Genomic DNA, 26,459 nt, shown 5'->3' with positions numbered 1-26,459 from the left:
CACGCGAACTGACTACACTGAACTGCAATCAAGTCGCACTTAAGCGTGAATCCAACTCGGGTGTAACCGCCATATAGAGATGTCACCCCTCTGCCGGATCGACGCCGGGCCCATGCCGCTCCCGCCGCCCCATGATCACAGGATAATGCGCGACCACCCATTGCTCGATGGTGCGCGCCAGATCACTTAACGACCGCCCCAGATCGGTCAGCCGATATTCGACCCGGGGCGGCACTTCGGGGTGGCTGATACGTTCCACAAATCCCGCCTGTTCCAGATCGCGCAGCGTTTGTGTCAGCATCTTTTGCGAGATGCCGCCGACCTGTCGCATCAACGCACCGGTCCGCACCGGCCCCTGCTGAAGACAGCACAAGATCAGGATCGCCCATTTGCCGCCGATCAGGTCCAGCAGATCGCGCGACGGACAATTCATGTTGTAAGGGTCGGCAGGATGAAACATTCCCAAATATTACCAAAAGGTGCGTACTTCTCCAAAGGAGATTTTTAGGCCACTCTGCCCTTGAAATCACAGCAAACCTGAAAGGAGTTGGCATGCCCAGCCCGAGCCGCGTTTATCTTTATGCCGAGTTTCAGAACGCCGCACCGTTCACCGAAGCCGTCTGGAAGGTGGCGAACACGATGATGCATACTGTTCCGGGCCTCCTCAGCAAGACGTGGCTGAGCGGCATCGGCACCCATTCGGTGGGGGGGTTCTACTGCTTCGACAGTCTTGAGAACGCCCATGCCTACGCCACCGGCATGCTCGCCGATTTCGCCAAGGGCGCAAACGCGAGCCTTACCGTCAAACTGTTCGACGGCGACGTGGTGGCCGAAGCCAGCCGTGGCATGAATTCCCCCTTCTACCTGACTTGACGCTGTTCGCGGCCTGCGGGCAACAGCATGCCCTTACCCGATACCGCCCTTGGTGGGGTCGATACGCCTGCCCAGCCAAGGGCGGTGGGTCTGGTCACATCGCAACCGGACAGTTTGCGGGACTTTACGGATCAGCAGCTTTCAGTGCCGGCGCAAGCGACGGCGCTGAAAGCCGGCCGGGGGTTCAGACGATTGTAATCCCGTGGCCACGGGATCAAGCAGCCGCCTGTGCCATCGTCATTGAGCTTTAACGATGTTCCAGACCAGCATTCTGTTGTCCCGCCGGGGGGTAAAGGCCAAATCTGCGCGTAAATGCCAACGCGGGCGGACAAAGACGAGGGGAATGATGGGCAGATCATCTGTCACAATGGACATTGCCTGCTGCTCCATCTGCGATCGTTGAACGGTATCTGGTTCCGATCGTATCTTCAGCAGCAACTCATTGAGCTGCGAATTCGTGTACTGACCCTGGTTACGACTGCCAAATCCAGCGGCAATTCCGGGACTGGCCAAGCGGGAACGCACAAAGGCCATGATGTCCGTTTGATCAACAACAGACACATTCAAGTTCAACCCAAACTCTCCATTGGCCACCAATCCGGGAAAGCGGGGACCAACATCGCGTGTTTTCACCTGGACTCCGATGCGGCCCAACATGGGCTCGACCTTATCGGCAATCCAGGCCGTGCCCGGCATAATCAGAAAATCGACCGTAAAACCGCTCGCATACCCCGCTTCTGCCAGCAGCCGACGCGCACGATCAACATCCGCCCGCAGGTCGATCCCGTCATTGTACAGGGGGTTTTCGGGCAGACTGATCTGCGCCGTGGGTATGCTGGGATCAAATCGCTGACGTGTCGCAATGATCTCCCGGTCCAGCGCTAACGACAAAGCCTGACGTACACGTTTGTCCCGGAGCGGATTGGGGGCGCCGTTCGCCACGAACGAAGAGGTCGCGCGATGGTTCAACTGAAGGAAGACAAAACTTGCAGGATAACCGTAAGCCGTTTTGGTATCGCTGACAGCGGCAAGATGGGCTGCCGGTCCATCAGGAACGGAATCAATGATATCAACAGTGCCCGCCAAAAGTTGGCGAACCGATTCCTCTGTGGACAGGCGCAACTGCACCACGCGTTGCCACGGCGTCAGACGGGCTAACTTGCCGCCTCGCCGCACCATCACAATTTCATCGGCGCTGAAACGTTCGATCCGATAGGGTCCGGTTCCGGGTGTGACCCTGCCACTGTCCAGGTCGGCCCGATCATAGGCAAAGGCCCCATCGCAGCGGCCGCCAGTGTAACTCCCCGTCCAATGGGGTGGCGCCTTCATCACCAGAATGGCGGATATCCGCGCCAACAACTGGCTGTCTTCGCTTTTCGTTACAATAGTAAGTTCTGTTTCGCCACCGACCCTTACATCTGTTATCGATTCCAAGTTCGGCGCAAATGGCGATGGTGTATCCGGATAATTCTTAATACGGCAAAATGTAAAAACGATATCGTTAGCATGAATTTCACCGGGAAATAAATGCAGTTCCCAGGTATTATTGCCAGAATAATGCCCGGATTTCACCACATGAAAGGATTTATTATTTTCCGGATGCTTTTCGTACAAAGGTTGGTAAAGATGAGCAGACAGCTCCCTGGCACCCGTATTGATATAGGCGTGGGGATCAGCAGACAGCGCCAGTGACAACATGCCCATGCGCAATTCGCCCGTGCTGGCGACAGCCGCCATTGACCCGCAGACCCAAAGCGTCACGGCAAACAGCACGGACAAGATCGGCTTGAGCATTTTGTCATCCACGGAACGCAAACGCCGGCGCCAAGCCGATCGGATGCCGGCTGCCACTGGACCATAAGACCCGCCGGGCCTGTCGGTCAGACTGGGCACAGCGGGGAAACCGCTGTGCCCAGGGGATGTTACCAACGTACGGAGACGGAACCAAAGACCTGACGATCGACCCGACGCGGCGGGCTGATCAGAACGCTCTTCTGGTTCAGGTTGATGGCGCTGGCTTCCAGGGTGACATTCTCTGTCAGCTTATAGGCCACGCGACCCCCCACCCCAACGCGGTCCGACACATCGACCAGCGTGGTGTTGGACGTGAACTGCTGGCTGGCACCGACATAGCTCACATAGATGTCGGTTTCCCAGGGACCGCCAGCCCAACCCAGGTTGACATTGCCGGTATGACGCGGAGTGGTCAGGCTCGGGAAGAAGCCCGTATCAAACCCTGTCAGGCCCCGGGCACTGCGGTGGATGGTGAAATTGTCATTCACGTCCAGCCAAGTGTAGTTCATGCCCCAGGTAAACCCACCGGTAATCTCACCCTTCGCCGCCAGTTCCAAACCATTGACGGAGGAGGAGCCGAAATTGTCCGAGATGCGGAAGGTGACCGGCGTGGTTGCTGTGGGGACAACTTTGGTCCCGCCAATGCCGGCTGCACCAAACACATCGTCCGTCACCGTATGGAACAGCGCGCCCGTGAAGGAAGCAGCGAGCGCTTCCAGACGGTGGGTGTAGCTGAGTTCATAATTGTTGACGACGGACGGACGCAGGTTCGGGTTCCCATGCCCGGTGGTGCCGGTCTGGCCGAAGCTGAGGCCGACCAGGTTGGGATACTGAATACCGCGGCCATGGGTCAGTCGCACCGTGCTGACCGGCGTGGCCTGCCAGGAGGCCGTGGCATTGTAGCTATAGACCGTGCGCGAACGGCTGAAGTCCGCATCCTCAAACGGACGCGGTGCCGCCCGCAGATAGCCGTCACGTTCGGACGAGATGTGATCCAGACGGGCGCCCAGCGACCAGGACACCGTGTCAGAAACCTGCCAGTTCCAGCTCCCCGAGACCGCGCCCAGATCATAGGCGAAATCATAGTTCAGCGTGGTGAGCGTGTCGGTACGACGAACCGTCAGATCCGTCCGACGGGCCTCAAGCGCCGTGCGGAAGGCGTGAGCGCTGCCCAGCCGGAACACATGCTCCAACTGCCCGACCATGTTGACATTGCCCTGCGACAGCAGCCGCGACGAGTTGAAGCTGTCATTGGCATTCGTGTAGAACTGGCCCTTGGTGGTGCCCCAGCCATTCTCCCAGGCAAAGGACCCTTTCACGGACCGGATCTTCCACCACGGGGTACCGACCGTGTTGCCCGTCGTACGACGCAAGGTGTCGGCGTCGGCATAGCTGCCTTCCAGCCCAACCTGGAAGGATGGCGCGACCTGGACCAGACCATCAACCGTCAGGAAACGGCGCTTGGGGTCATTAAAGACGGCGGAGGTTTCCAGCAGCGGCTCTTCGGCGTTGAAGCCGTCGGCGGACATGTAGCCGGCCGAGATGCGGACGCCGGCCCAGTCACTCAGCTTGGCCGTCGTTGACATGGAGAAGTCGCGGCGGGAATTGTTGCCGACGCTGGCCGTCGCTGCATTAACTTCATCGGTCAGCGGATTGAAGGTGATGATGTTGATCACACCGGACACGGCGTTGAAACCGAACAGGGCTGTGCTGGGGCCCTTGACGATTTCAATCTGGCGGATATCCGCCATGTTGACGGGAAGCGCTTCCCAGACGGTGTAGGCCAGGTGATCGACATAAATCTGGCGGCCATTGATCATCACCAGCAGACGCGACGAACCGGGCTGATTGTAGCCACGGATCCCGATATCAAAATCCTGGATGGCGCCGCGCTGCATATCAACGCCGCCCACACGCGCCAGCAGTTCGGGAATGTCCTTGACCCCGGAACGGCGGATTTCGTCCTGCGTGATGATGGTCATGGTCGACGGCGCTTCCGAGGCCCGCTGCGGGATCCCCAGCGCAGACGTGGTCACGGGTTCGCCAAACATCGCCTCATACTGCGTGTAATCGAGGCTCTGGGCCTGGGCGGCGACCGAGATCGCCAGAGATGAAACACCCGTCAGCGCGACGGCGAGGAGCTTATTCTGCATTTGCTTATTCCTTGATAACAGGGCGCGGGCGGTATCAATCGCAGGCGCTTAGAGTTCCTTGACCATGAGCAGGAAAGCGCTCTCGAAGGCGACGCTTGAGGCTTCAGCGGCCTTACGGCTAACGTAGATCTGCACCTTTGTGCCGGTCTCGATGCCCAGCACGCAGTTGCCCGCCTCAACACAGGCCTTGTCCGCGCTGGCCGTGATGGCCTTGGCAGCGGTGCCGGCCTGACCGATCTTCGCGGCAGCAGCGCCGGTGACCAGCCAGACGCGTGCGCCGCTGGCGGCTGCGTCGGTGACGCTGGATGCCTTGGCTTTCAAGGTGATGCCACCCACCTTCAGGCCACTGCCAACCACGCCCAGGATCGCGTCGCGTTCTGCTTCAGAAGCCGCATTACCCGGGACAAACACCACAGCCGTCGTGACGTCGCCAGACGGTCCATCCTTCATGAAGCCGATGGCCCGACCCAGGATCTCCAGGTCCTTTTTGGACATGCCGCCTTCTGCGGCGCTGGTGGCTGCGGGTCCTGCAACCAGGAGACTGCCCACCAACAGGCCCATTAGTTTCGATTTTGCTGACATCTTTTTCCCCAATTTAACGATGGCAGCCGACGAATACGCGGCTGACTTTACTTTAACTTCAGCGGTTTCCCTCCAGACTGGCGGGAAGCCGGTGTCATGAACGAAGGGTCGTCAGGAAGCTGTCGGTCCCGCGCTGCACATCGGCAAAACCGGAGCGCAGCCGATCAACCGAACTGTGTAGGGCACGAGCCGCCGCCCCGTTCTTTTCGGCGGTGGCGGCCGCAAGACCGGTGCCCGCCTGCAACTGACGCGCATCGTCCGCCGCAGCATTCACCGACCGCGCGATCTCAGAGGTCGCGCTGTTCTGCTGCTCAATCGCGGCGGCAATGCTCGTCGTTGTGCCGCGGATCTCCTCCATTAAGGAGTAGACGCGCTCAATCTCGCCAGAGGCTTCACCCGTCGCTGCCTGAATACCGGCGACCAGAGCTCGGATTTCTTCCGTGGCCCTTGTCGCCTGCAGGGCAAGGCCCTTGACCTCACTGGCCACCACGGCAAAACCACGGCCGGCTTCCCCGGCCCGCGCTGCCTCAATGGTCGCGTTCAGCGCAAGCAGGTTCGTCTGGCCGGCAACCTCGCCGATCAGCTTGACAACCAAGTCGATCCTTTGCGCCGCCTCGACCAGCCCGCGAACACGGGATACGGCGTCACGTGCGCGGATCGCACCATCCCCTGCCCGGCGGTTGGAACCTTGGGACTGGGTCGCAATCTCCCGGCTGGAAGCCGCCAGTTCCTCAATGGCAGCGGCCACCGTCTGGATATTTGACAGGACACGCTCACTGGCACCGGCGGTCGCAACGCTGGCCTTGGAATTCTCCGACGACAAGGAGAGCATGTTGGACGCAACGATGGCGATATCGTCAGCCACATTGTTGACACCCACCATGGCATGACCGACCTGAAGCTCAAAACTGTCGGCCGTTCCCCGCAGCGCCTGAATACGATCTGCTTCCGCCTGACGGCGGAGATTGTCTTGTTCCGCTTCGGCAGCGTGGGCACGTTCGATCTGCCCCCGGAACACGATCAGCGCATCGACAATACTGCCCAGTTCATCTCTACGGGCGAGGTTGTCCACATCAACCGCCAGGTTCTCGTTGGCAAGCTGTTCAGTGGCCTTGGCAATGGCCCGGATCGAACGGCGGCTGCTGCGTGCAAGAGCGACCGAAAATCCAAGGAGAAGCGCAAGACCGGTACCGCCCAGCACCAGGAACGTATTGGCAAAGGTGGTTGCTTGACCTGACACCTCGTCGGTCTTCACCCCCGCCTGCCGGACCCTCTCACCCACCAAAGCGTCAATCTGGGCGTTCATCTCCTCAAAATTTTGACGAAAGGGCGACAGCATCCCGACCGCGGACGCGAAATCGACCTCCAGCATGCTGGCGACGACATCAACGGTGCCGGCATAGGTGTTCAATCCTTCGACAACCTTGGCCATCGCCTGCCGCTCACGGTCGGGCAGGCTGGCATCGGATTCCATGGTCTTGAAAGCGGCCGCGATCCTGGCAATTTCGGCAACGATTGCTTCTTTACGTTGCGTAACAGCACCGGAATCCCCGGCGGCGCTATCCACCAAAGCATCGCTGAGCTTTGACTGCACCCGTTGAATGTCCGCAGCCAGATCGGCCAGGGAGATTGCCGACGACATTTCTGACGCCACAATTGTCTCCGTCCGAGAGGCGGCGTTAAAGAGCCCATACACCCCAAGACCCGCGATAACGATCAGCAACAGAGAAGATGCCACCGGTGCTATAAGAAACTTAATAAAGAACGACATGTCATTAAGACGTGTCGAGATCCAGTTGGATTGCATGAGAGCCCCTTCTCTGTACCGAACCGGTATTACATATTGTTCAGTCGACAGAACAAAAATAAGGGCACATCGACCACAGACTGTGATCGTGCCTTCTCTACGCTGTCCATTCGACCTGTTTTTGCGTGGCTCGCCGCTGCTGTACGTACTTGTCTGAGAAACAGCAGATGTAGCAGAAGGTGACGACTATTCACGCAGATGGACCAGTCTTTGCGGACTGATCGCACAGCGGCGTTGTGCCAGAAGTCAGTAAACACATCGTTAAGATACGAAATGTTATGACCCATAACCCCGATACTGTGCCCTATCGTAGAAAAACCCGTCACCTTTGGTTAATGCTGCTGATGCCAAACCTTAGTCCCTTCAGCCTAAGCCTCGCAAGGTCGCGGGTATAATACCTTTGGATATGAAAGCAACCCGATTATCGGCGCCATTATTTTACTAAAATGGAATCTATCGCGCAGATAGGATGCACGCCAGATGCCGATGCGGAAACCGTGGGGATGGTTGGTGATGTTTTCTTTGATCTGAGCGCGGAAATTCTAGCGGAATCTTACCGAGACCACCCGCAAACGGTTCGATAAGATGACACCGATGGACAATCCCCTGGAAACGCGCCTAGGGTGCATATGTTATACGTTTTCGATTCCGCATACATGTTATGCATTCGTATGTGATCATGCGATGATTTGAATTGGCTAATAATTCTCACAATTTGAACCTTACAATCACATTCTGCAAAATGGCTGCGATCGGTTAAACCCCGTGTCGGCGCTGACCGCTGCCCCGTCCTCCGCCAGGACGCCAATGGCCATCGGCCGCGCCGCGCTCATCTTCGCCCCCTCCACCCGGACGCAAACGGTGCGGGGCACTCTGGCGTCCATGGATGGGCTGGTGCATGCCAGGCGCGGCGCAAGCGTGGAGCGGGTGATGGGACAGCGGCAGCGGGCCGGACGCGAGAGCCGCCCTAGCCCAACGCCGCCTTCACCCGCGCCAGCAGCGCCTGGCGTGCCGCGTCATCCTTTTCGGCCCGGACCTTTTCGGACAAGGCCAGCATGGTGGCGGCATAGTCATTGTGCCAGTCCTTGGCGGTGGTGATGGCACGGGGCGCCATGGCCGGGTCCATGAGGGGGCGGGCGCCGCGGTCGGTCAGGTGCCACTGGCTGTCCAGCGCCGGGACATGGATCTTGGCGGGATCGATACCGGCTGCCACCAGACCGCCCTTCAGGGTCGCGCGTTCCTGTTCCTCCCCATGCACCACAAAGAAGCCACCCGACACGGGCAGCCGGTCGAGTATCCAGCGCAGCAGATGGGACCGGTCGGCATGACCGGAATAGGTGTCGAGCGTGCGGATACGGGCGCGGACCTCGACCTCCTCCCCATGGATGCGGACCCGCGTCACGCCTTCCTGCAACAACCGGCCGAGTGTGGCCGGCGCCTGATAGCCGACCAACAGCACCGTGGCCGATTGCCGCCAGAGATTATTTTTCAGGTGGTGGCGGATGCGCCCGGCCTCACACATGCCGCTGGCAGCGATGATGATCGCCTCTCCCGTCACGCGGTTCAGGCGCTTGCTGGCCTCCACATCCTCGGTCAGGTGCAGATTGCGGCGGGAGAAGGGGGCGGGGGTGCCATGGGCGTTGATGTCGGGCAGGTGCCGGTCAAAGACCCGGGTGACATGGATGGCCAGCGGGCTGTCCAGGAACACATTCACCGGGGGCAATACCCCTTCATCAAAAAGCAGGTCCAGGTCATAGAGCAGTTCCTGGGTCCGTTCCACGGCAAAGGCGGGGATCAGCACCGGCCCGCCCAGGGCCAACGCCTCTTTCAGTTCGGCCCCCAAAGCCGCCCTTCGTTCCGCCGCCGTCACCGCCGGCCGGTCACGCCCGCCATAGGTGGATTCCACCACCAGCCAGTCGGGCCGCGTCGGGCCTTCCGGATTGCCATGGAAAGGCTTGTCGCCCGGCCCGATATCGCCGGAAAACAGGATACGCTGCGGCCCGCCATCGCCCTGGATTTCCAGTTCGATGGAGGCGGAGCCCAGGATATGGCCGGCATCCCAGAACCGCACCCGCACGCCCGGTTCCACATCAACCCAGACATCATGATCGACAGCGCGAATACGCGACAGACAGCGTTCGGCATCGGCCTGGGTATAGATCGGCTCCACTTCGCGCGCACCCCGCTGCCGGTTGCGGCGGTTGAGCCGGCGCACCTCGCTTTCCTGGATGAAACCGCTGTCGGGCAGCATGAAGGTCAGCAGATCAGCAGTGCCATGGGTGGTGACGATCCTGCCGGCAAATCCATGCCGGAACAGCTTGGGAACCAGGCCGCTATGGTCGATATGGGCATGGGTCAGCAGCAATACCGACGGTTCTGTCGGATCAAAGGGAAAGTCACGGTAATTCAGCTCCTGCACGCTTTTGCTGCCCTGGAACATGCCGCAATCGACCAACAGCGCCTCGCCCGCATGCCGGACCAGGAAACAGGAGCCGGTCACACCGCCGGCGGCCCCGTGAAAGGTGATGCTGGGATGGCTGGTCATCAATTCTGTCCTTTTCCATTGCCGTTCACCGCATAACCCGACGCTTCCGCGGCAAGCCCGCAGGCAAAGCGGAATTCCACCTCGCGTTCGGCATGGATCCGATAAAGCGGTTCACCCGCCTGCACCGGATCACCCACCTTCTTCAACAGGTCGATCCCGGCACCGGGATCAAAGGGCGCACCCGCCAGCCGCGCAATCCGGGCCATGCGGTAACAGTCGATGGCCAGCACCCGGCCATCCTGATCGGCCACGATCTCCCGCGACAGGCCGCCCAGTCGGGCAAGGCGCGGTGGCGGTCCCTGCAATGCCATGATCTGCTGCATCTTGGCCAGCGCCGCACCGCTGTCCAGCAACGCCCGCGCCCGCGCCAGGCCTGCCCCGCCGCGCAAAGCCGGATCGAATTCCAGGATACGCCCGGCCAGGGCCAGGGACCGTTCGCGCAGATCCGCCGGGGCGTCGGCCCGGTTCTCCAGCACGGCCATCACATCGCGTGCTTCCAACACAGGACCGATGCCGCGCCCGACAGGCTGTGTCCCGTCGCTGATGGTGACCCGCAGCGACAGGCCGATCGCATCCCCCACATATTCAAACAGCTTGCGCAGCCGCGCCGCGTCGTCGGCAGTGCGCACCTTGGCGCTGGGGCCGACCGGCATGTCGATGACCAGATGGGTCGATCCGGCCGCTTTCTTCTTGGACAGGATGGACGCGACCATCTGTTCGCGCGTGTCGATATTCAGCGGCCGTTCGACCGAGATCAGCACATCATCGGCGGGCGATAGTTTCACATGCCCGCCCCAGACCAGACAGCCGCCTGCCTCGGCCACGATGGCGCGCATGGTGGGCAGGTCGATCTCGACATTGGCCAGCACCTCCATCGTATCGGCAGTGCCGGCGGGTGAGGTGATGGCCCGCGACGAGGTCTTGGGCATCGGCAGGCCATGGGCCGCCACAATCGGCACCACGATCATGGAGGTACGGTTGCCCGGAATGCCGCCGATGCAATGTTTGTCGACAACCAGTGGCGTGCCCGGCCAGTGCAATGTCTCACCCGCATCGGCCATCGCCCGGGTCAGGGCCAGCGTTTCCGCCGTGGTCATGAAAGAGCCGCAGGCCACCAGGAACGCCGCCACTTCCACCTTGCCATAGCGGTGATGGGCGATGTCTTCAATGATGGCGCGGAAACAGGTCTCGTCCAGTTCCCGCCCCGCGATCTTGGCGTGCAGGCCTTCCCGGCTTTTCGGCGGGTGGGGATGGTCCAGGCGCACCGCCGTCCCCTCTGCCAGGCCGAAGCGGGCAAAAGCCTGTTCGGACAGACCCAGACAGTCGGGCGGCAGGATGGCCGGGTCATTGACCAGATTCAAGGTGGCCACCAGCCGGTGGCCATTGGCCACGACTTCCACCTTTTCCTGCCCCTCGAACGCCGCGGCGCGGTAACTGGTACAGGCACGCGACAGGAAGGCCACATTCTCCCGGCTGGTGGAAATGCCGATCCGTTTCAACCGCAACAAGATGGTTTCCCCCCTGCGCTTTCTGGTTTTTTCAACAAACCATGATAAGGGCGCATCACCCAAACACCATGATCTGGATCAAGGGCCCGGCGGTTGCAGGGGGTAGAGTCGGCAGCGGTTGCAGCCCTGATTTCCCTCAACCTCGCCTTGAGCATTCCCTAAAAATTGAGATACAATGATATGTCTTTTAATGTTGCAGGGAACGGATAAGTGGGTGTTAGCCCCGGTGGCACGGCAAGGGTGGCCAGTTTAACTGTGCCTGTCCTGGCGATACATCGCCGGGATCGCCAGCCTCTATTGTGGCTCCTGCTGCTATCCTTTGCTGTAACGCTGATCGGGATCACCCTGGCACCGGCGCGGGCCGCCGACCCCTCGGCTGTACTGGCCGAACGGGCGGAGGTAGGGTTTCAGACCCTGTCCAACAATAACGGCCTGTCCAACAATACCGTCATGGCCCTGGCGCAGGACCAGACGGGTTTCATCTGGATTGGCACGCTGGGGGGGCTGAACCGGTTTGACGGCTATGCCACCCGCACCTTTGAACATGACCCGAACGATCCGGGATCGTTGCCCAACGGGTTTGTGCGCACCTTGCTGCCGGCCAGTGATGGTGGCATGTGGCTGGGCACCCATACGGCCGGTGTCGCCTATTACGACCCGCGCAGTGACCGGTTCACCGCGCTGGGCAGCGGCCCGGATGGGCTGGGCCATGTCCAGGTCTATGCCCTGGCGCCGGATGGCGAGGATGGGGTTTGGGTGGCCAATGTGGCCGGCCTGGACCATGTCGGCCGCGACCTGCGCGTGCGTGAACGGGTCCGGTCGGGGGAGAAGGGGTTCCCGGCCGGTTATGTCTTCGCGATTTTCCGCGACCGGGCGGGCACCTTGTGGGCCGGTACGGAAAAGGCCGTTGTCCGCCGCCCCGCCGGTGCCGACCGGTGGCAGACCCTGGGGACCGGCGATGCCGACAGCGCCCAGGCCCTTGCCACCGGCAGTTGGAGCTTTTTCGAGGACCCGGCCGGGCGGATGTGGATCGGCACCAATGGTGGCGGCATCGTGTCGGTGGCACCGGGGGAGGACAAGGCCCGGTCGCATACCGCCCTGACCGGCAGCGATACGCCCCTGGGCCGGGCCACAGTGCGCGGCATGGTGGAGGCCCGGCCCGGTGTGCTGTGGATCTCGCTGTTTGGCGGCGGGGTGGTTGAATATGATATCGGCCAGGACCGCATCCGCCTGTTCCGGGCCGATCCCAATGTGCCAGGTGCGCTGAAAGGCAATTTTACCCGTGGCATCATCAAGGATCGGGGGGGCGTGGTCTGGGTCGCCACCAATATGGGGGTGGCCTGGCACAATTCCGTCCCGTCGGGCATTGCCAGCATCGCGTTGGGCCAGTCGCGCGGCTTTTCCGCCCGCGATGCCTGGAGCCTGTGGACCGCACCCGATGGTGGCCTGTGGCTGGGCATGGATGATGGCGGGCTGGACCGGCTGGACCTGTCCAGCGGCCATATCACGCCGTTCGGCCGCAATGCTGCCGCACGCAGCGCCTTGGTCGGTACACCGGTCTATGCCATCCGCGGCACAGAGAAGGGCGAGGTCTGGGTAGGGTCGGCGGGCCTGTCGCGGCTGCGCCCGGCGGCGGGCGAACGCACCCCCCAGCCCTTTCCCCTGCCGGGGACAAAGGGCCGGGACATCACCACCATGCGGGTGGGCGGGGACCATCTGTGGATCGGCACCTATTATGGATTGCTGCGGCAATCGCTGAGCGATGGACAGACCACCAGTTTCACCGCTGACCCGGCCCGCCCGGACAGCCTGTCCAACAACGAGGTCTGGGCCATCCTGCCACGGTCGGACGGCACCGCCTGGGTCGGCACCGCCAATGGCTTGAACCTGCTGCAGCCGGACGGCACGTTCCGGCGCTTCCACCGCGAGGTCAACCGCCCCGGCAGCCTGCCGCATGATTATGTGGCTGCCCTGACCCTGGACAGCCGGGGACGGCTGTGGCTGGGCACGACCGGCGGCGGTGTGGCCCTGATGGTGCGGGAACCGACCGAGGACCAGCCGCCGGTCTTCCGCACCGTGACGCGCCAGCATGGCCTGCCCTCCAATACGATCGCCAGCCTGCTTCCCGGCTCTGACGGGCGCATCTGGGTCTCCACCGACAATGGGCTGGCTGCCATTGATCCCGATGATTTCAGCGTATCGCTGCTGGACCGGGGCGTGGCGGAAACCATCACGTCCTACCTGCCGGGATCGGCCACCACCCTGCCCGATGGCGGGCTGGTCTTTGGCGGGTCCAATGGCATCACCCTGGTACAGCCGCAGCGCATCCGGGCCCATGCCTATCTGGACGCGCTGGCCGTGACGCGGGTGGTCGCCGGCGGGCAGCCGGTCAATGCCAGCGCCCTGAACGTGCCGGACACGCCGGCCAAGGTGCATCTGCCGCCCGGCAACCGCCGCCTGACGGTGGAATTCGCGCTGCTGGATTATGCCGTTACCGACAATGTGCGCTATCTCTACCGGCTGGACGGGTTCGACACCGACTGGACCGCACCGGAGGGGGAACACCGGGTCGCGGCCTATACCAACCTGCCGCCCGGCCGTTACAGCCTGTCCCTGCGGGCCCTGGCCCCGGACGGGGTTGTGGTGGCCGAACGGTCGATCAGCATCTTTGTGCCCTATCTCTGGCATGAATGGGGCTGGGTGCGGTTCCTGGGTCTGGCGGTCGCCTTGTCGGCGGGGGCCGGCATTGTCATGATGCTGGAACGGGCCCGCATCGAGAAGCTGAGTGCTGCCAAACGCGAACTGGAAGCCAAGGTGGAGGAGCGCACCGCCAGCCTGCGCGACGCCAATGACCGGCTGGCCGAACTGGCCACCCGCGACCCGCTGACCGGCATTCACAACCGCCGGGCCTTTATGGAAAGGCTGGACCAGGAATGGAGTGCGGCGCTGCGCCATGGTCAGCCTTTCTGCGTGCTGATGCTGGATCTGGACCATTTCAAGGAAGTGAACGACACCTATGGCCATCTGGTCGGTGATACGGTCCTGCGTGAGGTGGCCGAGCGGGCGCAAAGTGCCCTGCGTGATACCGACATGCTGGCCCGGTATGGTGGCGAGGAATTCGTGGTTCTGACGTCCCATACCGATGCCGCCCAGGCACAGGTGGCCGCCGAACGTATCCGTATCGCCGTCAGCCAGACCCCGGTGATGCTGGACGGGGTGGTCATCCAGGTCACGGTCAGCATCGGCGTATCGCAGGCGGCCCCGCATCGGGAAACCCAGACCGCCCTGTTCAACCGCACCGATAATGCCATGTATGCCGCCAAGGCGGCCGGGCGTAACAGGGTGGTGGTGGGATAAAGCCAATAGGGCGGGGGCGGTGCGTTCAGCCTTCGCCGGCGCGGGCCACACGCAGGCGCAACCGCTCTTCATCAACGATCAGTTCGGCCAGAGGCGGCACCCATTTTTTCAGATTTTCCTTGGCCGTGGCGGCGGGCGGCAGGGTCATGCCCAACTGTTCCGCCCGTTTGGCCCATTCCATACGTTTGCCAACCTCTGCCCCTTCCAGAAACCGGATGGCGGCATCGGCCTTGACGGCAAAGGCACCATCTTCCTTGGCCGCCAGCCGTTCACCCCGCCGCTGGGTCTTGGGCTTGGCCATCTCCTTGGCAGCACGTTCCGCATCGGCCGCGGTCTTGCGATGGATGCGGAAGACGCATCCCACCACCCGCCCGCCCCCACGGCCGCCGCCCTGGCGGATTTCATGCAAGGTGGCGGTAAATTCGCCCAGCCGGCCAATCTCCTCCAGCGCCGGGTCCAGCGCATATTTGCGCAGGTCTTTCCAATCCTTCAGCTTGTCAACACAGCCCAGGATGGCCCGCAATTCATCGACCTTGGTCTGCCAGTACGGCTCCGCCGCGTTGCGGTCGGCATAACGTTTCAGCACCTCATAAAGGGTCAGGGCGTATTTGCTTTCAAATTCATAAATGATCCGCAGCGACAGATAGGAATAGAGGGCCGGCTCACGCAGGCGTTCGGACACCCAACTGTGGAACGTATAGGTCAGTGTCCCCCCTTCAATCCGGCAAGGGCCCAGCAACTGCGCGCTTTCCCAACCGGCGGTGCCATCGGATTTCAGATAGTTGAACTGGCACAAAACCTTCTGCAGGGTCTCGATGCTGGCCTTCAGGCGGGTATTGTTGACATCGGCAGTGCCTTCCCGCACCTCGGCGGCAAAACGACGGATGGACGCCAATTCAATCGAATGGCTTTCCACCTTGCCCAAATTTTCATAAGCATGGGCCAGCAGATGGTTGAACAGGCGGCGGTCGGCCAGCGTCAGGTCGGCATCGGCCTTGATCTCCACCGCGCCCGTGGCCTTCACGAGCGTGAGCGGGGTCTTACGGGGCGCCGTGGCCGTGCTGGGAGGTTTCGCTGCCATGGGGGGAGTGTAGGTCGGAGGTGAATGGCCGGCAACTCCGAATTGCCCGACACCCCCCTGGCCAAAACTCCGGTTCGAGACTGGCCAAAACTCCGGTTCGGGGCTGGCGAAACCTCCGGAAAGGGCTGGCAAAACCTCCCGAAACCGGGTCGTAAACTGTTGGATTGATTGGGAGATTTGGCCCCTAGGAATCTTATAAGGAATCTTAGGAACTTCAGGAAAGGGGTTTTGGGCAGGATATTCGGAGATTTGGCCAGGGTCCGCAGCCGGATGATTTGTTGAAGACACAGACCAGCATTCGGAGATTTTGCCAGGGTTTGAAGGGATAAGCCGTTGGTCAGCCGGCCTTACCCCCCGCCGACGGCCCCCCTGCAGGACGAATCGGAAGGTGGACCAGCGCCGCCATTCGGAGATTTTGCCAGGGGGAAGCCCGGCATCAGGCGGGATCGGTGCAACATCATGCAACGAAAAAAGCGCTGTGTTGCACGGCATTCGGAGATTTGGCCAGCCCCCTCCGACTCCCAATGAATCTGCGGCTTCCAGGGGCAACGATTCGGAGTTGCCGCCAGGGTGACACCCATTCGGAGATTTGGCCAGGGCTGCGCATTCGGAGATTTCGCCAGGGTGGCGATGGTCGATCCGAGCAGAATGGGGGGACATTGTTGGGATGGATTGCATGTTCACCGCCCTCGCACAAGGACGATGATCCTATAATAGGAAAATCAATCATGCAACAATCAGGGTGTCGGGCCGTGACAGGCCAACGGCCACCGGCCGGCATTATCCCGACCGGTGGCCTGTCCCTGACCGGGGAGGGCCCGTCCCGACGCCTGTCAGCTAATGGTCACGGCATTGTCGATGATCAGTTCCGTCCCATTCACAAAGCGGCTTTCGTCGCTGGCCAGATAAAGGACCATGGCTGCCACATCTTCCGGGCTGCCGATGGGCGGCAGATGTTTTTTGGCCTCCTCCTCACTGCCGAACAGGGCAATGTTGGCGGCGCGGACCATGGGGGTGTCCATGGCGCCGGGATGGATGGTGTTTACCCGGATATTGTAGCCCTTCATCTGGCAATGGATGGCGATGGACTTGCTCATCCCGCGAACCGCACCCTTGGCCGCCGAATAGGCAAAGAACACCGGATAACCCAGATGGGTGGCCACCGAACACATATTGATGATGCTGCCGCCGCCATGGCGCTTCATCAGACCGATGGCATGTTTGCAGCCCAGGAACGTGCCTTCAGCGCTGACAGAATTGACCTTGCGGAACTGTTCCAGGGTCGTGGTCTCCACCGTTTCCACCACCACCGTGCCGGCATTGTTGACCAGCACGTCGAGGCGGCCGAACCGGTCCTCGATCGCGGTCATGATCCCGGTCCAGCTTTCTTCACTGGTCACGTCATGGCGCATGAAAACCACATCCGCACCGGTCGCCGCGCGGATCTCCGCGGCGGCCTGTTCGCCGGCGTCGGCCGCGACATCGGCCATCACCACCGACGCCCCTTCCCGCGCCAGGGCCAGCGCATCCGCCCGGCCCAGCCCCATTGACGCCCCGGTGACCAGGCAGACCTTGCCCGCGACACGACCCATATCGTCCTCCGTTCATATGATGGAAGCGGAGGGGCGGCGGTGCCCCTGACCCGCATCTTCTGGGAAGAATGGTGCTGTCCCCGCCCCTAAACGGGGGGCAGCGATGGAAGGATTTCAGTCCTCTGGCGCCAATGTCACGCGCAGACCATCCAGCCGGTCGGTTACCGGGATCTGGCAGGACAGGCGCGAGGGGCCGGCGCGGAAATGCGGGCTGTCCTGCACCAGTTCGCGTTCATCGGGGGCCTGCGGGTCCAAGGCGGTCAGCCAGTCATCCGCGACATAGACATGACAGGTGGCACATGAACAGCAACCGCCGCAGATGGCCATCACGTCCAGGTCATTGTCGCGCAGCACCTGCATCAACGACTGCCCTGTATCGGCGGCCAGGCGGTGTTCCTGGCCCGCGCGGTCGATGGCGATGATGGTGGGCATGGGTCCTCCCGGATGATTTTCGTTGTTGCTGCTTAAAATATACATTTTTCATCGACATGCATACAGGATTTTGCCCATACTGATACAAGACGCCCGGAACAAGGGTGTGGGAACGGGTGACAGGGGAGTGGTGTTCATGGCCGGCTGGCGGTTCTGGGAAGATATCATTGTCGGGGAACACACGCAGAGCCGGGCCTTCGCCGTCACAGCGGCAGCGATGACCGAGTTTGCCGTGCGGTATGACCCGCAATATTTCCATACCGACGCAATGCTGGCAGCGCAGTCGCCATTCGGTGAACTGATTGCCAGCGGTCTTTATAATTGTGCCCTGTGGCGCATCCTGGATCATGAGGAAAATGGCGATATCGCCTGGGTCTGCGGCATTGCCTGGGACAATGTCCGCTGGGCGGCCCCGCTACGGCCGGGGGATGTGGTGCGGGCGACTTCTGTTGTTCTGTCCAAGCGCCCGTCGGGCAAACGCACCGATGCCGGCATCGTCACCCTGCATCATCAGTTGCTGAACCAGGAGGACCAGGTGGTGATCCGCTTTGACAGCACCTCTTTTGTGCGGTTGCGCGCCACGGGCAGCCCCGCCCCTGATCCGGTCCCCTCCCCTTCGCGCCGTTTCCCCGCCGACGGGGGTGGGGCATGAGCCGGATTTTCGGACCGATTATGCAGAATGGTTTTGTTGTCCGCGATCTGGAAGCGGCGATGCGCCATTGGGTGGAGGTGCTGGGCGTCGGCCCGTTTTATGTGATGCCGCGCATCGCCTTTGCCGAAACCCGGTTCCGGGGCCAGACGGTTGATATCCAGATGGCGGTGGCCACCGCCTATAGCGGGGATATGCAGATCGAACTGGTGCAGCCGTTAAATGATGCGCCCAGCATTTATCAGGAATTCCTGGCCGAGGGGCGACAGGGCCTGCACCATGTGGGTGTCGCCACCAGCAATTATGCCGCCGATCTGGCCCGTGCCCAGGCCCATGGCCTGACGGTGCTGCAGGGCGGCGCCACCCTGGCCGGCACCGGTTTTGCCTATTTCGATACGGCCGGCGCCTTTCAGGGCACCATGGTCGAGCTGTTTGAGGCCACACCGTCCCTGATGGCATTTTTCGCCAAGGTCCAGGCGGCCAGCCGCGACTGGGACGGCAGCAACCCGATCCGCCGTCCGCGCGCGGCCGGGTGAGCGGGAGAGGAACCCCATGTCCACACGCATTGATGTCTGCCTGATCGCCGGCGGCAAATATCATGATATCGACTTTGCCCGTCTGGAACTGCTGAAGCTGCTGGCCGAGCATGAGGCGGTGCGGGTCACGGTGCTGAATGATTACAGCGATGGGGCGGCCATCCGGGCCGCCGACATGCTGATCACCTATACATGCGACATTGTTCCAGATGCCGACGGTGTGGCGGCGCTGCGGGATTTCCTGGGCCAGGGCCGGCGCTGGTTTGCCCTGCACGGCACCAATTCCATCCTGCATTTCCTGGAAGGAGGCAAGGTCGATTGCCCGGACTGTGCGCCGGAATTCATGGAGATGCTGGGCAGCCAGTTCCAGGCCCATCCGCCCATCGGCCGGTTCAAGGTGAAGGTGGCCGACAAAACCCATGGGCTGACCCAGGGTCTGCGCGATTTTTTTGTCGAGGATGAACAGTATCTTTGCCGCTTCCACCCCGGCAATCATGCTCTGCTGACCACCCGTTTTGCCGGGGTCACGCCGGAATTTGTGCATGATACCTGGCCCGAGCAGGACCATATGGTTCTTTACACCCGCCCCAGCCATGGCGGCGAGGTGCTTTACCTGACCCTGGGCCATTGCCGGGGCCGCTTTGACCTGCGCCCGCTGGCCGATTTTTACCCGTTCGTCGAACGCGGCGCCTGGTCCCATCCGGTCTATTACGAGCTGCTGCGCCGGGGGATCAGATGGGGTCTGCCCGCCGGTTCATCGTCAAGCTGATCGCCAGATTTTTGGGCAGGGACGCGGGATGTAGGTCAAAAGTGATAGCGCGTTTAGACGAAATACCTATGTATCCGATAATCCTCACTCTGCAATTTCAATGAAATTGCAGAATCATTTTGTTTGAAAGCGATTACCTTTTGTTGATCTTCTTATGTCATGAATGCCTGAAAATAAGGGGCTGCAATCATGGAACTCACTGCTGTCAACCGGGACGAGCGGCTGGCCTTTGTTGGCATTGATGCCGGGGTCCGCGCCACCTTGGCCGCTGCCCGACCCCGCATCGCTGCGGCCTTGCCCGCCGTCATTGATGCTTTCTATGCCGATCTGACGCGCTGGCCGCAGATGATGAAGATGTTCCGCAATGATGCGGTCATGCGGCATGCCCGTGAACGGCAGCTCGAACATTGGCTGAACCTGTTCACCGGCAGGTTCGACGAGGCTTATTTCAACAGTGTCCGGGCCATCGGGCGGGTCCATTCCGTGCTGGGCCTGGAACCGCGCTGGTATCTGGGCGGCTATGCCACCACCTTGTCGCGCCTGTATAAGAGCATGGTGGTGGGGTCCAGCAGTCGCTGGCGCCCGGCGGCCGCGGCGGCCGAGCTGTCGGAGACCATGCGCGCCGTCAATCTGGCGGTGATGCTGGACATGGATCTGGTCATCTCTGTCTATCTGGAAGAAAACGCCGCCGCCCATGACAAGCGGCTGGAAGCCATCGCCGGCAAACTGAACGACCATGTGCGCCATATGGTGGATGGGGTGGCCGATGCCGCCACGCAACTGGATGGCAGCGCGGGGCGGATGCGCCAGTCAGTGATCGAGACCACCCAGCTTGCCCGGTCGGCGCAGACCGCTGCTGACCGCGCCGCCGACAATGTGTCCAGCGTGGCCTCGGCGTCGGAAGAATTGTCGGCCTCCATCGGGGAGATCGTCAATCAGGTCAACCGGTCCACCAATGTGGCGCGGGAAGCGGTGCTGGAAGCCGGCAATGCCGAAAGCACCATCAGCGCCCTGGCCGAGGCGACAGGCCGCATCAACCAGGTCGTGGATCTGATCGCCGATATTGCCGAACAGACCAATCTTCTGGCGCTCAACGCCACGATCGAGGCGGCGCGCGCCGGGGAGGCGGGCAAGGGCTTTGCGGTGGTGGCCGGTGAGGTGAAACAACTGGCCAACCAGACGGCGCGCGCCACCGAGGATATCGCCAAGCAGGTTGCAGAGATGCAGGGCCGCATGGGCAAGGCCGTTGATGCCATCGCCACCATCGACCGCACCATCCGCGAAATGAACCAGATTTCCGGCGCCATCGCGGCGGCGGTGGAGCAGCAGGGGGCGGCCACCGCCGAAATCGCCCGCAATGTACAGATGGCCGCCATGGCCACGGCCGAGGTGGGGGAAAGTGTGACCGGCGTCAGCGGTGCGGCCGAGATTGTGGCCGCCACCGCCGGCGAAGTGGGTACGGCGTCGACCAGCCTGTCACAGGAGTCTGCCGGATTGCGCCAGGGGTTCGACGCCTTCCTGACCGAACTGAAGACGGTGCGCTGAAGCGTGCTTATGCTGACCGCAAGCACGCTCACTGCGTCTTTTCAGGGGGCTTGATCGTCACCGTTCCCGGCAGAGTGCCGGTTGCCGCCAGGGGCGGCTGGCGGCGCGGGGGGCTGCTGGCCACGGCCGCGTCCCCCGGTGCCACCAAGCCACCGGAGACAACCAGTTTCAGCCCGTCCTCCACACTCATCCGCAGGATTTTTAGGGCAGTGCGGGGGACAAAGATCAGGTAACCGGAGGTGGGGTTGGGGGTGGTGGGGACAAATACATTGACCATGGTATCCCCCCCTTCCAGAACCTGCGCCACCTCGCCCCTTGTGGTGCCGGTGACAAAGGCGATGGACCAGGCATCCTTGCGCGGAAATTCGACCAGCACCACCTCGCGGAAGGCATCGGATTTCTGCGCCAGCACGGTTTCAAACACCTGCTTCACGGCCGTATAGATGCCGCGCAGCACCGGCATCCGGCCCACCAGCGCCTCGCCGAGTCGCACCATCAGGCTGCCAACCATGCCGGCGGACACCATGCCGACCAGGATCAAGAACACCAGCAGCAGCAGCAACCCCAGACCCGGCAGGGTGAAAGGCAGCAACTGATCGGGACGGTAGGCGGCGGGCAACAGATTGTCGACCAGCCGGTCCACCCCATCCACCACCAGCCACGCCAGATACAGCGTGATGGAAATGGGGGCCGTCACCAGGATACCGGTGAACAGATAGGCTTTCAGCCGTGCCGCCAGGGTCAGATGCAGCCCCGAAAACAGGGCGAGCCCCCGCAGCCGGCGCCCGTCCTTGCCATCACCCATGCCGTCCCCCTGTCATGAACCGAAAAACAATCGACCGCCCTTTGTTCCGGCAGCCGGGTCCGGACCGGGTACCGCCATGGCAGCCGCCGGTCCTGTTCACCCTGCGTACGCAAGGTGAACAGGGTTTACCGTAGCGGTTTGCGGCCGGCGAGCCTAAATATATTGTCTATGGAACCGACCCTATCCTGGATATAGCCGTGAGCGACGCCCATCCCGCCAATCTCGACCGGATCGACCTGCTGCACAGCCTGACCCCGGAAGAGCGCGCCATCATCGCCCGGAATTGCAGCTGGCGGCATTTTCATCCCCAAGAACAGATTGTCGATCGGTCATCAGACAGCCGTGATGTCTGTCTGATCGTGGAAGGCCGGGTACGGGTGGTGAATTATTCGCTGTCGGGCCGGGAGATCACCTTTGACGATGTCGAGGCCGGGGGGTATCTGGGCGAATTGTCGGCCATTGATGGCGGCCCGCGCTCGGCCAGCATCGTGGCCTTGACCGAAACCCTGGTGGCCTTCATGTCGCCGCGTCTGTTTCTGGAAACCGCGACCCGGCATCCCGGCGTGGCGACCAAGGTCATGCACCGGTTGACCCAGATTGTCCGCGCCTCGACCGGGCGCATCATGGATCTGTCGACGCTTGGCGCCAATAACCGGGTGCATGCCGAACTGCTGCGCCTGGCCAAGGCTGGCCTGCGCCCCGACGGCAAGGCCGGAATCACCCCCATCCCCATCCATTCCGACATTGCCTCGCGCGTGTCCACCACCCGCGAAACCGTGGCGCGGGTGATGAGCGACCTGTCGCGCGACAATATCGTGATCCGCCAGGGCAACAGCCTGCTGGTCCCGGATTTCGAGCGGCTGGAGGAAATGGTGGAGGATGTGCGCGGGGATTAAGGGGCGATTTCCCTGCCCCCCGACGCCGGGGCCCCGGCCCCCGATTGTCAGCCCGCCCGTTCCTTCATGAAGCTGGACAGGGCGTCGGCTTCCATGGGGCGGCCGAAATGCCAGCCCTGGCCGATATCGCAGCCGATTTCGGTCAGGATGGCGGCGGTGTTGGCGTTTTCCACCCCTTCGGCCACCACCTCCATTTCCAGATCATGCGCCAGATTGATCACCGCCGCCACGATATGGCGGGACCGGCGGCTGTCGGTCAGATCGCGGATGAAGCCCTGGTCGATCTTGATCAGGTCGGCCGGCAGGTGTTTCAGGTAGGAGAGCGAGGCGTAGCCGGCGCCGAAATCATCAATGGCCACCTTCACGCCGCTGGCCCGCAGATGGGCCAGGACACCGGCGGTCCGGTCCAGATTTTCCATGACGGCGGTTTCCGTCACCTCAATCTCCAACTGCCCCGCCGGCACACCGGCATTGCGGACAATCTCCAGCAGCCCGTCCAGCCAGACCGGATCGGCCAGTTCCTTGACCGAGGCATTGATCGAGATGACGGCATTGCGCGGCAGGTTCAGGCGCCCGGCCGACAGATGGTGCAGGGTGCTGCGGGTGACCAGCCGGTCGATATCCCCCACCAGACCGATCCGTTCGGCCACAGGAATGAACAGGGCCGGCCCCGGCCCCGGCTTGCCATCCGGCCGGCGCCAGCGCACCAGGGTTTCCACGCCGCGCACACTGCCATCCCCCAGGCGGATCTGCGGCTGGAACACGGGATATAATTGGCCGGCGGCCATCGCCCCCGGCAGGTCGCCCGCCACGGCCGTGCGTTCCCTGATGGCGCGACCCACATGGTCGTCATAGACAAAGATGGTGCTGGCCCGTTGATCAGCGGTCTGGGCGGCCCAACTGCCACCGGCATCCTGGGCCAGGATCAGGGCTTCATGGTCGGGGAACCGGTGGGCCTGCGGCACCACGACAAAATGCACGTCCGGCAGGGTCGACAGGCCGCCCAGATCAACCCCGTCCCGGAAGGACGCCGACAGGGCCGCCATCAGATAGGGGGGGGCTTCCCCCTGCGGCGACAAGATGGCATAGGCCAATTGGCGCCGGGCCAACCGGGCCGTCAGTTCGCACCCGGTCAACATGCTGTGAACGCGCCGATGAACCGCCCCCATGATGGCGGTTTCAATCTGCGGCCCGAAGGTCACGGCCAGATCGTCGAGATTGCGGACATAGGCCAGCAGCACCCAGAACCCCGTCCCCTCCCCTGCCGCGGCCAGCATGCCGGTCAGTTCGCGTTCCCAGGACCGGCGGTTCAGCAGGTCCAGGTCCGGGTCGCGGTGGGCCAGCCGGTGCATCTCGATCTTGGCCTGACGTTCGGCGGTGACATCGCGGATCAGGGCTGTGAAATGCAGCCCCGTCGGCAGATCCAGCCGCCCCACCGACATAAAGGCCAGGAAGGTGGTCCCATCGGCCCGGCGGGCCACCACCTCCCGGCCCCTGCCGATGACCCGCGCGTGGCCCGTATCCATATAGGTGTTGATGTAGCCGGCATGCCGCCCAGCATCGATGTCGGTCATCAGCATCGAAATGGACTGGCCCAGCATGGCATTGACCGAATAGCCGAACAGGGTAGCGGCGGCCTGGTTGGCCTGCAGGATAGTGCCGTCCGTATCAATGGTGACAACACCATCGACCGCCGTGTTCAGGATCGCCTGCAATTCGCGTTCACGTCCGCGCAGCGCCATCAGCGTCTGGTTCAGGACCCGCGCAAAATCCCGCAATTCGCGGATGCCGGTCCGGGGCAGGCGCACCGGCTCGTCATTGTCGCCAAGCTGTTGCAGCCGCCCGGCCAGCCGAGACACCGGCGCCACGATCAGCCGCACCGTCAAAAACACCAGCAGGCCCAGCAGGGCCAGCAGCCCCCCCGCCAGCCGCAGACTGTCATTCAGCAGTTCGGCGCGGGCCTGGGACATGGCCCAGTCGATCCGCTGCACCAGCAGCAGATGCCCGGCCAGCGCTTCCGGTCCGCCCAGCAGGCGGTTGTCGGCATTGATGGTCCAGCAGCCGGCCAGCAGCCGGTCCGCCTCCGCCACCACAACCCCCCGGCCGCAGGTCCGGTCCGCCACAGCCCGGCGCAGGCTGGCCGGCACCATGGCGATGGCTCCCAGATTACCGCCTTCCAGGATCACATCATTGGCGAAAATGGTTTTGCCATCGGCATCGACCAGCACCACCAGATCCGCACGGGACCGCAGCGCGGCGCGGTCGATGGCGTCCATTTCCGGCCCGTCATGATGGGCAAAACGGTCCGCAATCTCTGACGCAGTATCGCCGCCACTCTGGGCAAACATCTGCCGTTCATGTTCCAAAACCTCTGCCAGCAGGTTCGGATACAAAACCAGCCAGGCAAACAGGGCCATGATGGCCACCCCCAGCATCGGGGGCAGCAGCAGCACGGTCAGCATCGTGGGATTGCGCATGCCCGCCCCCTATTTCGGCAGAAACGAGGGATCAAGAAGGATCTGTGGGGCCCGACCCACATCGCCTGAGGCGACCAGCCAGCGCTGCACCGCCGGGACAGCGGTGCTGTTCGTGGTCATCATGGTACGGCCGACGGCGGGGCCGGGAAAGTCCAGATGGGCCAGAACCTGCCGCACCCGCGCTTCCGGCAGGTTCTGGCGCTGGCTGACCCGGTTTATCGTGTTGTCATCGCCGCGCAGCATCTTGTCCACCCCGCCATACCAGGCGGTCAGCAGGTCACGCAATGTTGCCTCCCGCCCGGCCAGCCGGTCCCGGCGGACGGCCAGAACATCCACCACCTCGCCCGGCATGTCGGCGCTGTCAAACACCCGCACGGCGCCCGCCTGTTCCAGATGGCTGACCAGCGGTTCATAGGTGACGATGTAATCAATATCCATGCGGCGCATCGCATCGGCATGGTCACCCACAGGCACCGGCGTCACCCGCACCTGACCCATGGTCAGGCCCTGTCGTTCCAGAAAGCGGTAGAGCACAAAGGCGCCCACCCCGCCGGTTTCCACCCCGAAATGGGCACCGGCAGGTCCGCGCGCCTTGGCCGCCGCATCGCGGGCCAGGACCACGTCGGCCCCCTTTGACACGTCCAGTATGGCCAGCACCGCCATGGGGACACCCGCCGCCTCCAGCCGCATCACCTCGTCCAGGGTCAGGGCAGCACCATCCAGGCTGCCCGACGCCAGGGCTTCCATCAGGGAAGGCGATGACCGGGCCTCCACCAGGGTCACATCATCGGGCAGGGTGCCGGCGGCGCGGGCCACATGGAATGGTTCATAGCCAATCCACAGATTGGTGCCGATGGCCAGCGGCCGGGTCGGTGCCGGCACCATGTGGCGGGCCCCGGCCACGAACAGCACACAGCCGAGCAGCAGCAGCAGGGCCGCAACGCCATAGCCGGTTCGGGCCTGCCGTTCCATGCTTCTCCCCCTCCCCCTCCCAGGTTGCTACCCTAGCTTGAAACAAATTGTACAGGTCTACGGGATAAAGCAGAAGTGCCTTCACG

General features: G+C 62.5%; 20 protein-coding genes. 7 read left to right on the top strand and 13 right to left on the bottom strand.

Features of this window, described 5'->3' with window-relative positions; translation table 11 throughout:
* Positions 1-82: 82 nt before the first annotated feature.
* On the bottom strand, positions 83-460 hold the full coding sequence (locus tag CHU95_RS05710) for a winged helix-turn-helix transcriptional regulator (RefSeq protein ID WP_094454601.1): 378 nt from the start codon (positions 458-460) through the stop codon (positions 83-85).
* A gap of 92 nt (positions 461-552) precedes the next feature.
* On the opposite strand from CHU95_RS05710, the gene CHU95_RS05705 reads away from it, so the two are divergent.
* Entirely contained in the window at positions 553-873 is a 321-nt protein-coding gene (locus CHU95_RS05705) for a YdhR family protein (RefSeq protein ID WP_094454599.1), read from the top strand.
* Positions 874-1,110: 237 nt separating this feature from the next.
* Here the strand turns inward: CHU95_RS05705 and CHU95_RS05700 are convergent, their stop codons facing one another.
* From CHU95_RS05700 to CHU95_RS05675, 6 genes are all read right to left on the bottom strand, one after another.
* On the bottom strand, positions 1,111-2,667 hold the full coding sequence (locus CHU95_RS05700) for an ABC transporter substrate-binding protein (protein ID WP_094454597.1): 1,557 nt from the start codon (positions 2,665-2,667) through the stop codon (positions 1,111-1,113).
* A 128-nt stretch (positions 2,668-2,795) separates the two neighbouring features.
* Positions 2,796-4,820 (bottom strand): TonB-dependent receptor plug domain-containing protein, encoded by a 2,025-nt coding sequence (locus CHU95_RS05695; RefSeq protein WP_094454595.1) that lies wholly within the window; start codon positions 4,818-4,820, stop codon positions 2,796-2,798.
* 48 nt (positions 4,821-4,868) lie between these two features.
* The gene (locus CHU95_RS05690; protein WP_133065442.1) at positions 4,869-5,315 is read right to left on the bottom strand and encodes a hypothetical protein; all 447 of its coding nucleotides are present in this window, start codon (positions 5,313-5,315) and stop codon (positions 4,869-4,871) included.
* A 181-nt stretch (positions 5,316-5,496) separates the two neighbouring features.
* Positions 5,497-7,173 carry a methyl-accepting chemotaxis protein gene (locus CHU95_RS05685; RefSeq protein ID WP_245837896.1) on the bottom strand — a complete coding sequence of 559 codons (1,677 nt, stop codon included), beginning with the start codon at positions 7,171-7,173 and terminating at the stop codon, positions 5,497-5,499.
* Between the two features lie 1,003 nt (positions 7,174-8,176).
* On the bottom strand, positions 8,177-9,754 hold the full coding sequence (locus CHU95_RS05680) for an MBL fold metallo-hydrolase (RefSeq protein WP_094454589.1): 1,578 nt from the start codon (positions 9,752-9,754) through the stop codon (positions 8,177-8,179).
* The gene (locus tag CHU95_RS05675) at positions 9,754-11,262 is read right to left on the bottom strand and encodes a thymidine phosphorylase family protein (protein ID WP_094454587.1); all 1,509 of its coding nucleotides are present in this window, start codon (positions 11,260-11,262) and stop codon (positions 9,754-9,756) included. Before CHU95_RS05675 ends, CHU95_RS05680 begins: the two co-directional genes overlap by 1 nt.
* Positions 11,263-11,472: 210 nt before the next feature.
* On the opposite strand from CHU95_RS05675, the gene CHU95_RS05670 reads away from it, so the two are divergent.
* Positions 11,473-14,619, top strand: a complete 3,147-nt coding sequence (locus CHU95_RS05670; protein WP_133065441.1) for a ligand-binding sensor domain-containing diguanylate cyclase — start codon at positions 11,473-11,475, stop codon at positions 14,617-14,619.
* 25 nt (positions 14,620-14,644) lie between these two features.
* Here CHU95_RS05670 and CHU95_RS22340 read toward each other — a convergent pair whose 3' ends face one another.
* The 3 genes from CHU95_RS22340 to CHU95_RS05655 form a co-directional block, all read right to left on the bottom strand.
* Positions 14,645-15,700, bottom strand: a complete 1,056-nt coding sequence (locus tag CHU95_RS22340) for a replication initiation protein (RefSeq protein WP_165772029.1) — start codon at positions 15,698-15,700, stop codon at positions 14,645-14,647.
* Between the two features lie 833 nt (positions 15,701-16,533).
* A complete protein-coding gene (locus CHU95_RS05660) occupies positions 16,534-17,292 on the bottom strand; it encodes an SDR family oxidoreductase (RefSeq protein WP_094454581.1) in 759 nt (252 codons plus the stop codon).
* 114 nt (positions 17,293-17,406) lie between these two features.
* The gene (locus tag CHU95_RS05655) at positions 17,407-17,724 is read right to left on the bottom strand and encodes a 2Fe-2S iron-sulfur cluster-binding protein (protein WP_094454639.1); all 318 of its coding nucleotides are present in this window, start codon (positions 17,722-17,724) and stop codon (positions 17,407-17,409) included.
* 136 nt (positions 17,725-17,860) lie between these two features.
* Between CHU95_RS05655 and CHU95_RS05650 the strand changes: the two genes are divergently transcribed.
* The 4 genes from CHU95_RS05650 (at position 17,861) to CHU95_RS05635 (ending at position 21,223) form a co-directional block, all read left to right on the top strand.
* Positions 17,861-18,376 carry a MaoC/PaaZ C-terminal domain-containing protein gene (locus tag CHU95_RS05650; RefSeq protein WP_094454637.1) on the top strand — a complete coding sequence of 172 codons (516 nt, stop codon included), beginning with the start codon at positions 17,861-17,863 and terminating at the stop codon, positions 18,374-18,376.
* Positions 18,373-18,909 (top strand): VOC family protein, encoded by a 537-nt coding sequence (locus CHU95_RS05645; RefSeq protein WP_094454579.1) that lies wholly within the window; start codon positions 18,373-18,375, stop codon positions 18,907-18,909. Before CHU95_RS05650 ends, CHU95_RS05645 begins: the two co-directional genes overlap by 4 nt.
* A 16-nt stretch (positions 18,910-18,925) precedes the next feature.
* On the top strand, positions 18,926-19,678 hold the full coding sequence (locus CHU95_RS05640; RefSeq protein WP_207762391.1) for a ThuA domain-containing protein: 753 nt from the start codon (positions 18,926-18,928) through the stop codon (positions 19,676-19,678).
* A gap of 189 nt (positions 19,679-19,867) precedes the next feature.
* On the top strand, positions 19,868-21,223 hold the full coding sequence (locus CHU95_RS05635; protein WP_094454577.1) for a globin-coupled sensor protein: 1,356 nt from the start codon (positions 19,868-19,870) through the stop codon (positions 21,221-21,223).
* A 28-nt stretch (positions 21,224-21,251) separates the two neighbouring features.
* On the opposite strand, the gene CHU95_RS05630 is transcribed toward CHU95_RS05635, so the two are convergent.
* Positions 21,252-22,028: a DUF502 domain-containing protein gene (locus CHU95_RS05630; protein ID WP_094454575.1), complete on the bottom strand. Its 777-nt coding sequence runs from the start codon at positions 22,026-22,028 to the stop codon at positions 21,252-21,254.
* Positions 22,029-22,225: 197 nt separating this feature from the next.
* On the opposite strand from CHU95_RS05630, the gene CHU95_RS05625 reads away from it, so the two are divergent.
* Positions 22,226-22,924, top strand: coding sequence for a Crp/Fnr family transcriptional regulator (locus CHU95_RS05625; RefSeq protein WP_094454573.1), 699 nt, complete (start codon positions 22,226-22,228; stop codon positions 22,922-22,924).
* 47 nt (positions 22,925-22,971) lie between these two features.
* Here the strand turns inward: CHU95_RS05625 and CHU95_RS05620 are convergent, their stop codons facing one another.
* Positions 22,972-25,401: a putative bifunctional diguanylate cyclase/phosphodiesterase gene (locus CHU95_RS05620; RefSeq protein WP_094454571.1), complete on the bottom strand. Its 2,430-nt coding sequence runs from the start codon at positions 25,399-25,401 to the stop codon at positions 22,972-22,974.
* Between the two features lie 9 nt (positions 25,402-25,410).
* Positions 25,411-26,373, bottom strand: a complete 963-nt coding sequence (locus CHU95_RS05615; RefSeq protein ID WP_094454569.1) for an ABC transporter substrate-binding protein — start codon at positions 26,371-26,373, stop codon at positions 25,411-25,413.
* Between the last annotated feature and the right edge of the window lie 86 nt (positions 26,374-26,459).

Origin of the sequence: Niveispirillum lacus (assembly GCF_002251795.1) — a bacterium.
Lineage (GTDB): Bacteria > Pseudomonadota > Alphaproteobacteria > Azospirillales > Azospirillaceae > Niveispirillum > Niveispirillum lacus.
The sequence above is the reverse complement of the archived record's forward strand: the minus strand, read 5'-3'. Positions and strand labels throughout refer to the sequence as shown.

Coding starts and splice junctions, on each gene's coding strand:
- CHU95_RS05710 (WP_094454601.1), bottom strand. CDS start 460: ATGTTTCATCCTGCCGACCCTTACAACATGAATTGTCCGTCGCGCGAT.
- CHU95_RS05705 (WP_094454599.1), top strand. CDS start 553: ATGCCCAGCCCGAGCCGCGTTTATCTTTATGCCGAGTTTCAGAACGCC.
- CHU95_RS05700 (WP_094454597.1), bottom strand. CDS start 2,667: ATGCTCAAGCCGATCTTGTCCGTGCTGTTTGCCGTGACGCTTTGGGTC.
- CHU95_RS05695 (WP_094454595.1), bottom strand. CDS start 4,820: ATGCAGAATAAGCTCCTCGCCGTCGCGCTGACGGGTGTTTCATCTCTG.
- CHU95_RS05690 (WP_133065442.1), bottom strand. CDS start 5,315: ATGTCCAAAAAGGACCTGGAGATCCTGGGTCGGGCCATCGGCTTCATG.
- CHU95_RS05685 (WP_245837896.1), bottom strand. CDS start 7,173: ATGTCGTTCTTTATTAAGTTTCTTATAGCACCGGTGGCATCTTCTCTG.
- CHU95_RS05680 (WP_094454589.1), bottom strand. CDS start 9,754: ATGACCAGCCATCCCAGCATCACCTTTCACGGGGCCGCCGGCGGTGTG.
- CHU95_RS22340 (WP_165772029.1), bottom strand. CDS start 15,700: ATGGCAGCGAAACCTCCCAGCACGGCCACGGCGCCCCGTAAGACCCCG.
- CHU95_RS05660 (WP_094454581.1), bottom strand. CDS start 17,292: ATGGGTCGTGTCGCGGGCAAGGTCTGCCTGGTCACCGGGGCGTCAATG.
- CHU95_RS05655 (WP_094454639.1), bottom strand. CDS start 17,724: ATGCCCACCATCATCGCCATCGACCGCGCGGGCCAGGAACACCGCCTG.
- CHU95_RS05650 (WP_094454637.1), top strand. CDS start 17,861: ATGGCCGGCTGGCGGTTCTGGGAAGATATCATTGTCGGGGAACACACG.
- CHU95_RS05645 (WP_094454579.1), top strand. CDS start 18,373: ATGAGCCGGATTTTCGGACCGATTATGCAGAATGGTTTTGTTGTCCGC.
- CHU95_RS05640 (WP_207762391.1), top strand. CDS start 18,926: ATGTCCACACGCATTGATGTCTGCCTGATCGCCGGCGGCAAATATCAT.
- CHU95_RS05635 (WP_094454577.1), top strand. CDS start 19,868: ATGGAACTCACTGCTGTCAACCGGGACGAGCGGCTGGCCTTTGTTGGC.
- CHU95_RS05630 (WP_094454575.1), bottom strand. CDS start 22,028: ATGGGTGATGGCAAGGACGGGCGCCGGCTGCGGGGGCTCGCCCTGTTT.
- CHU95_RS05620 (WP_094454571.1), bottom strand. CDS start 25,401: ATGCGCAATCCCACGATGCTGACCGTGCTGCTGCTGCCCCCGATGCTG.
- CHU95_RS05615 (WP_094454569.1), bottom strand. CDS start 26,373: ATGGAACGGCAGGCCCGAACCGGCTATGGCGTTGCGGCCCTGCTGCTG.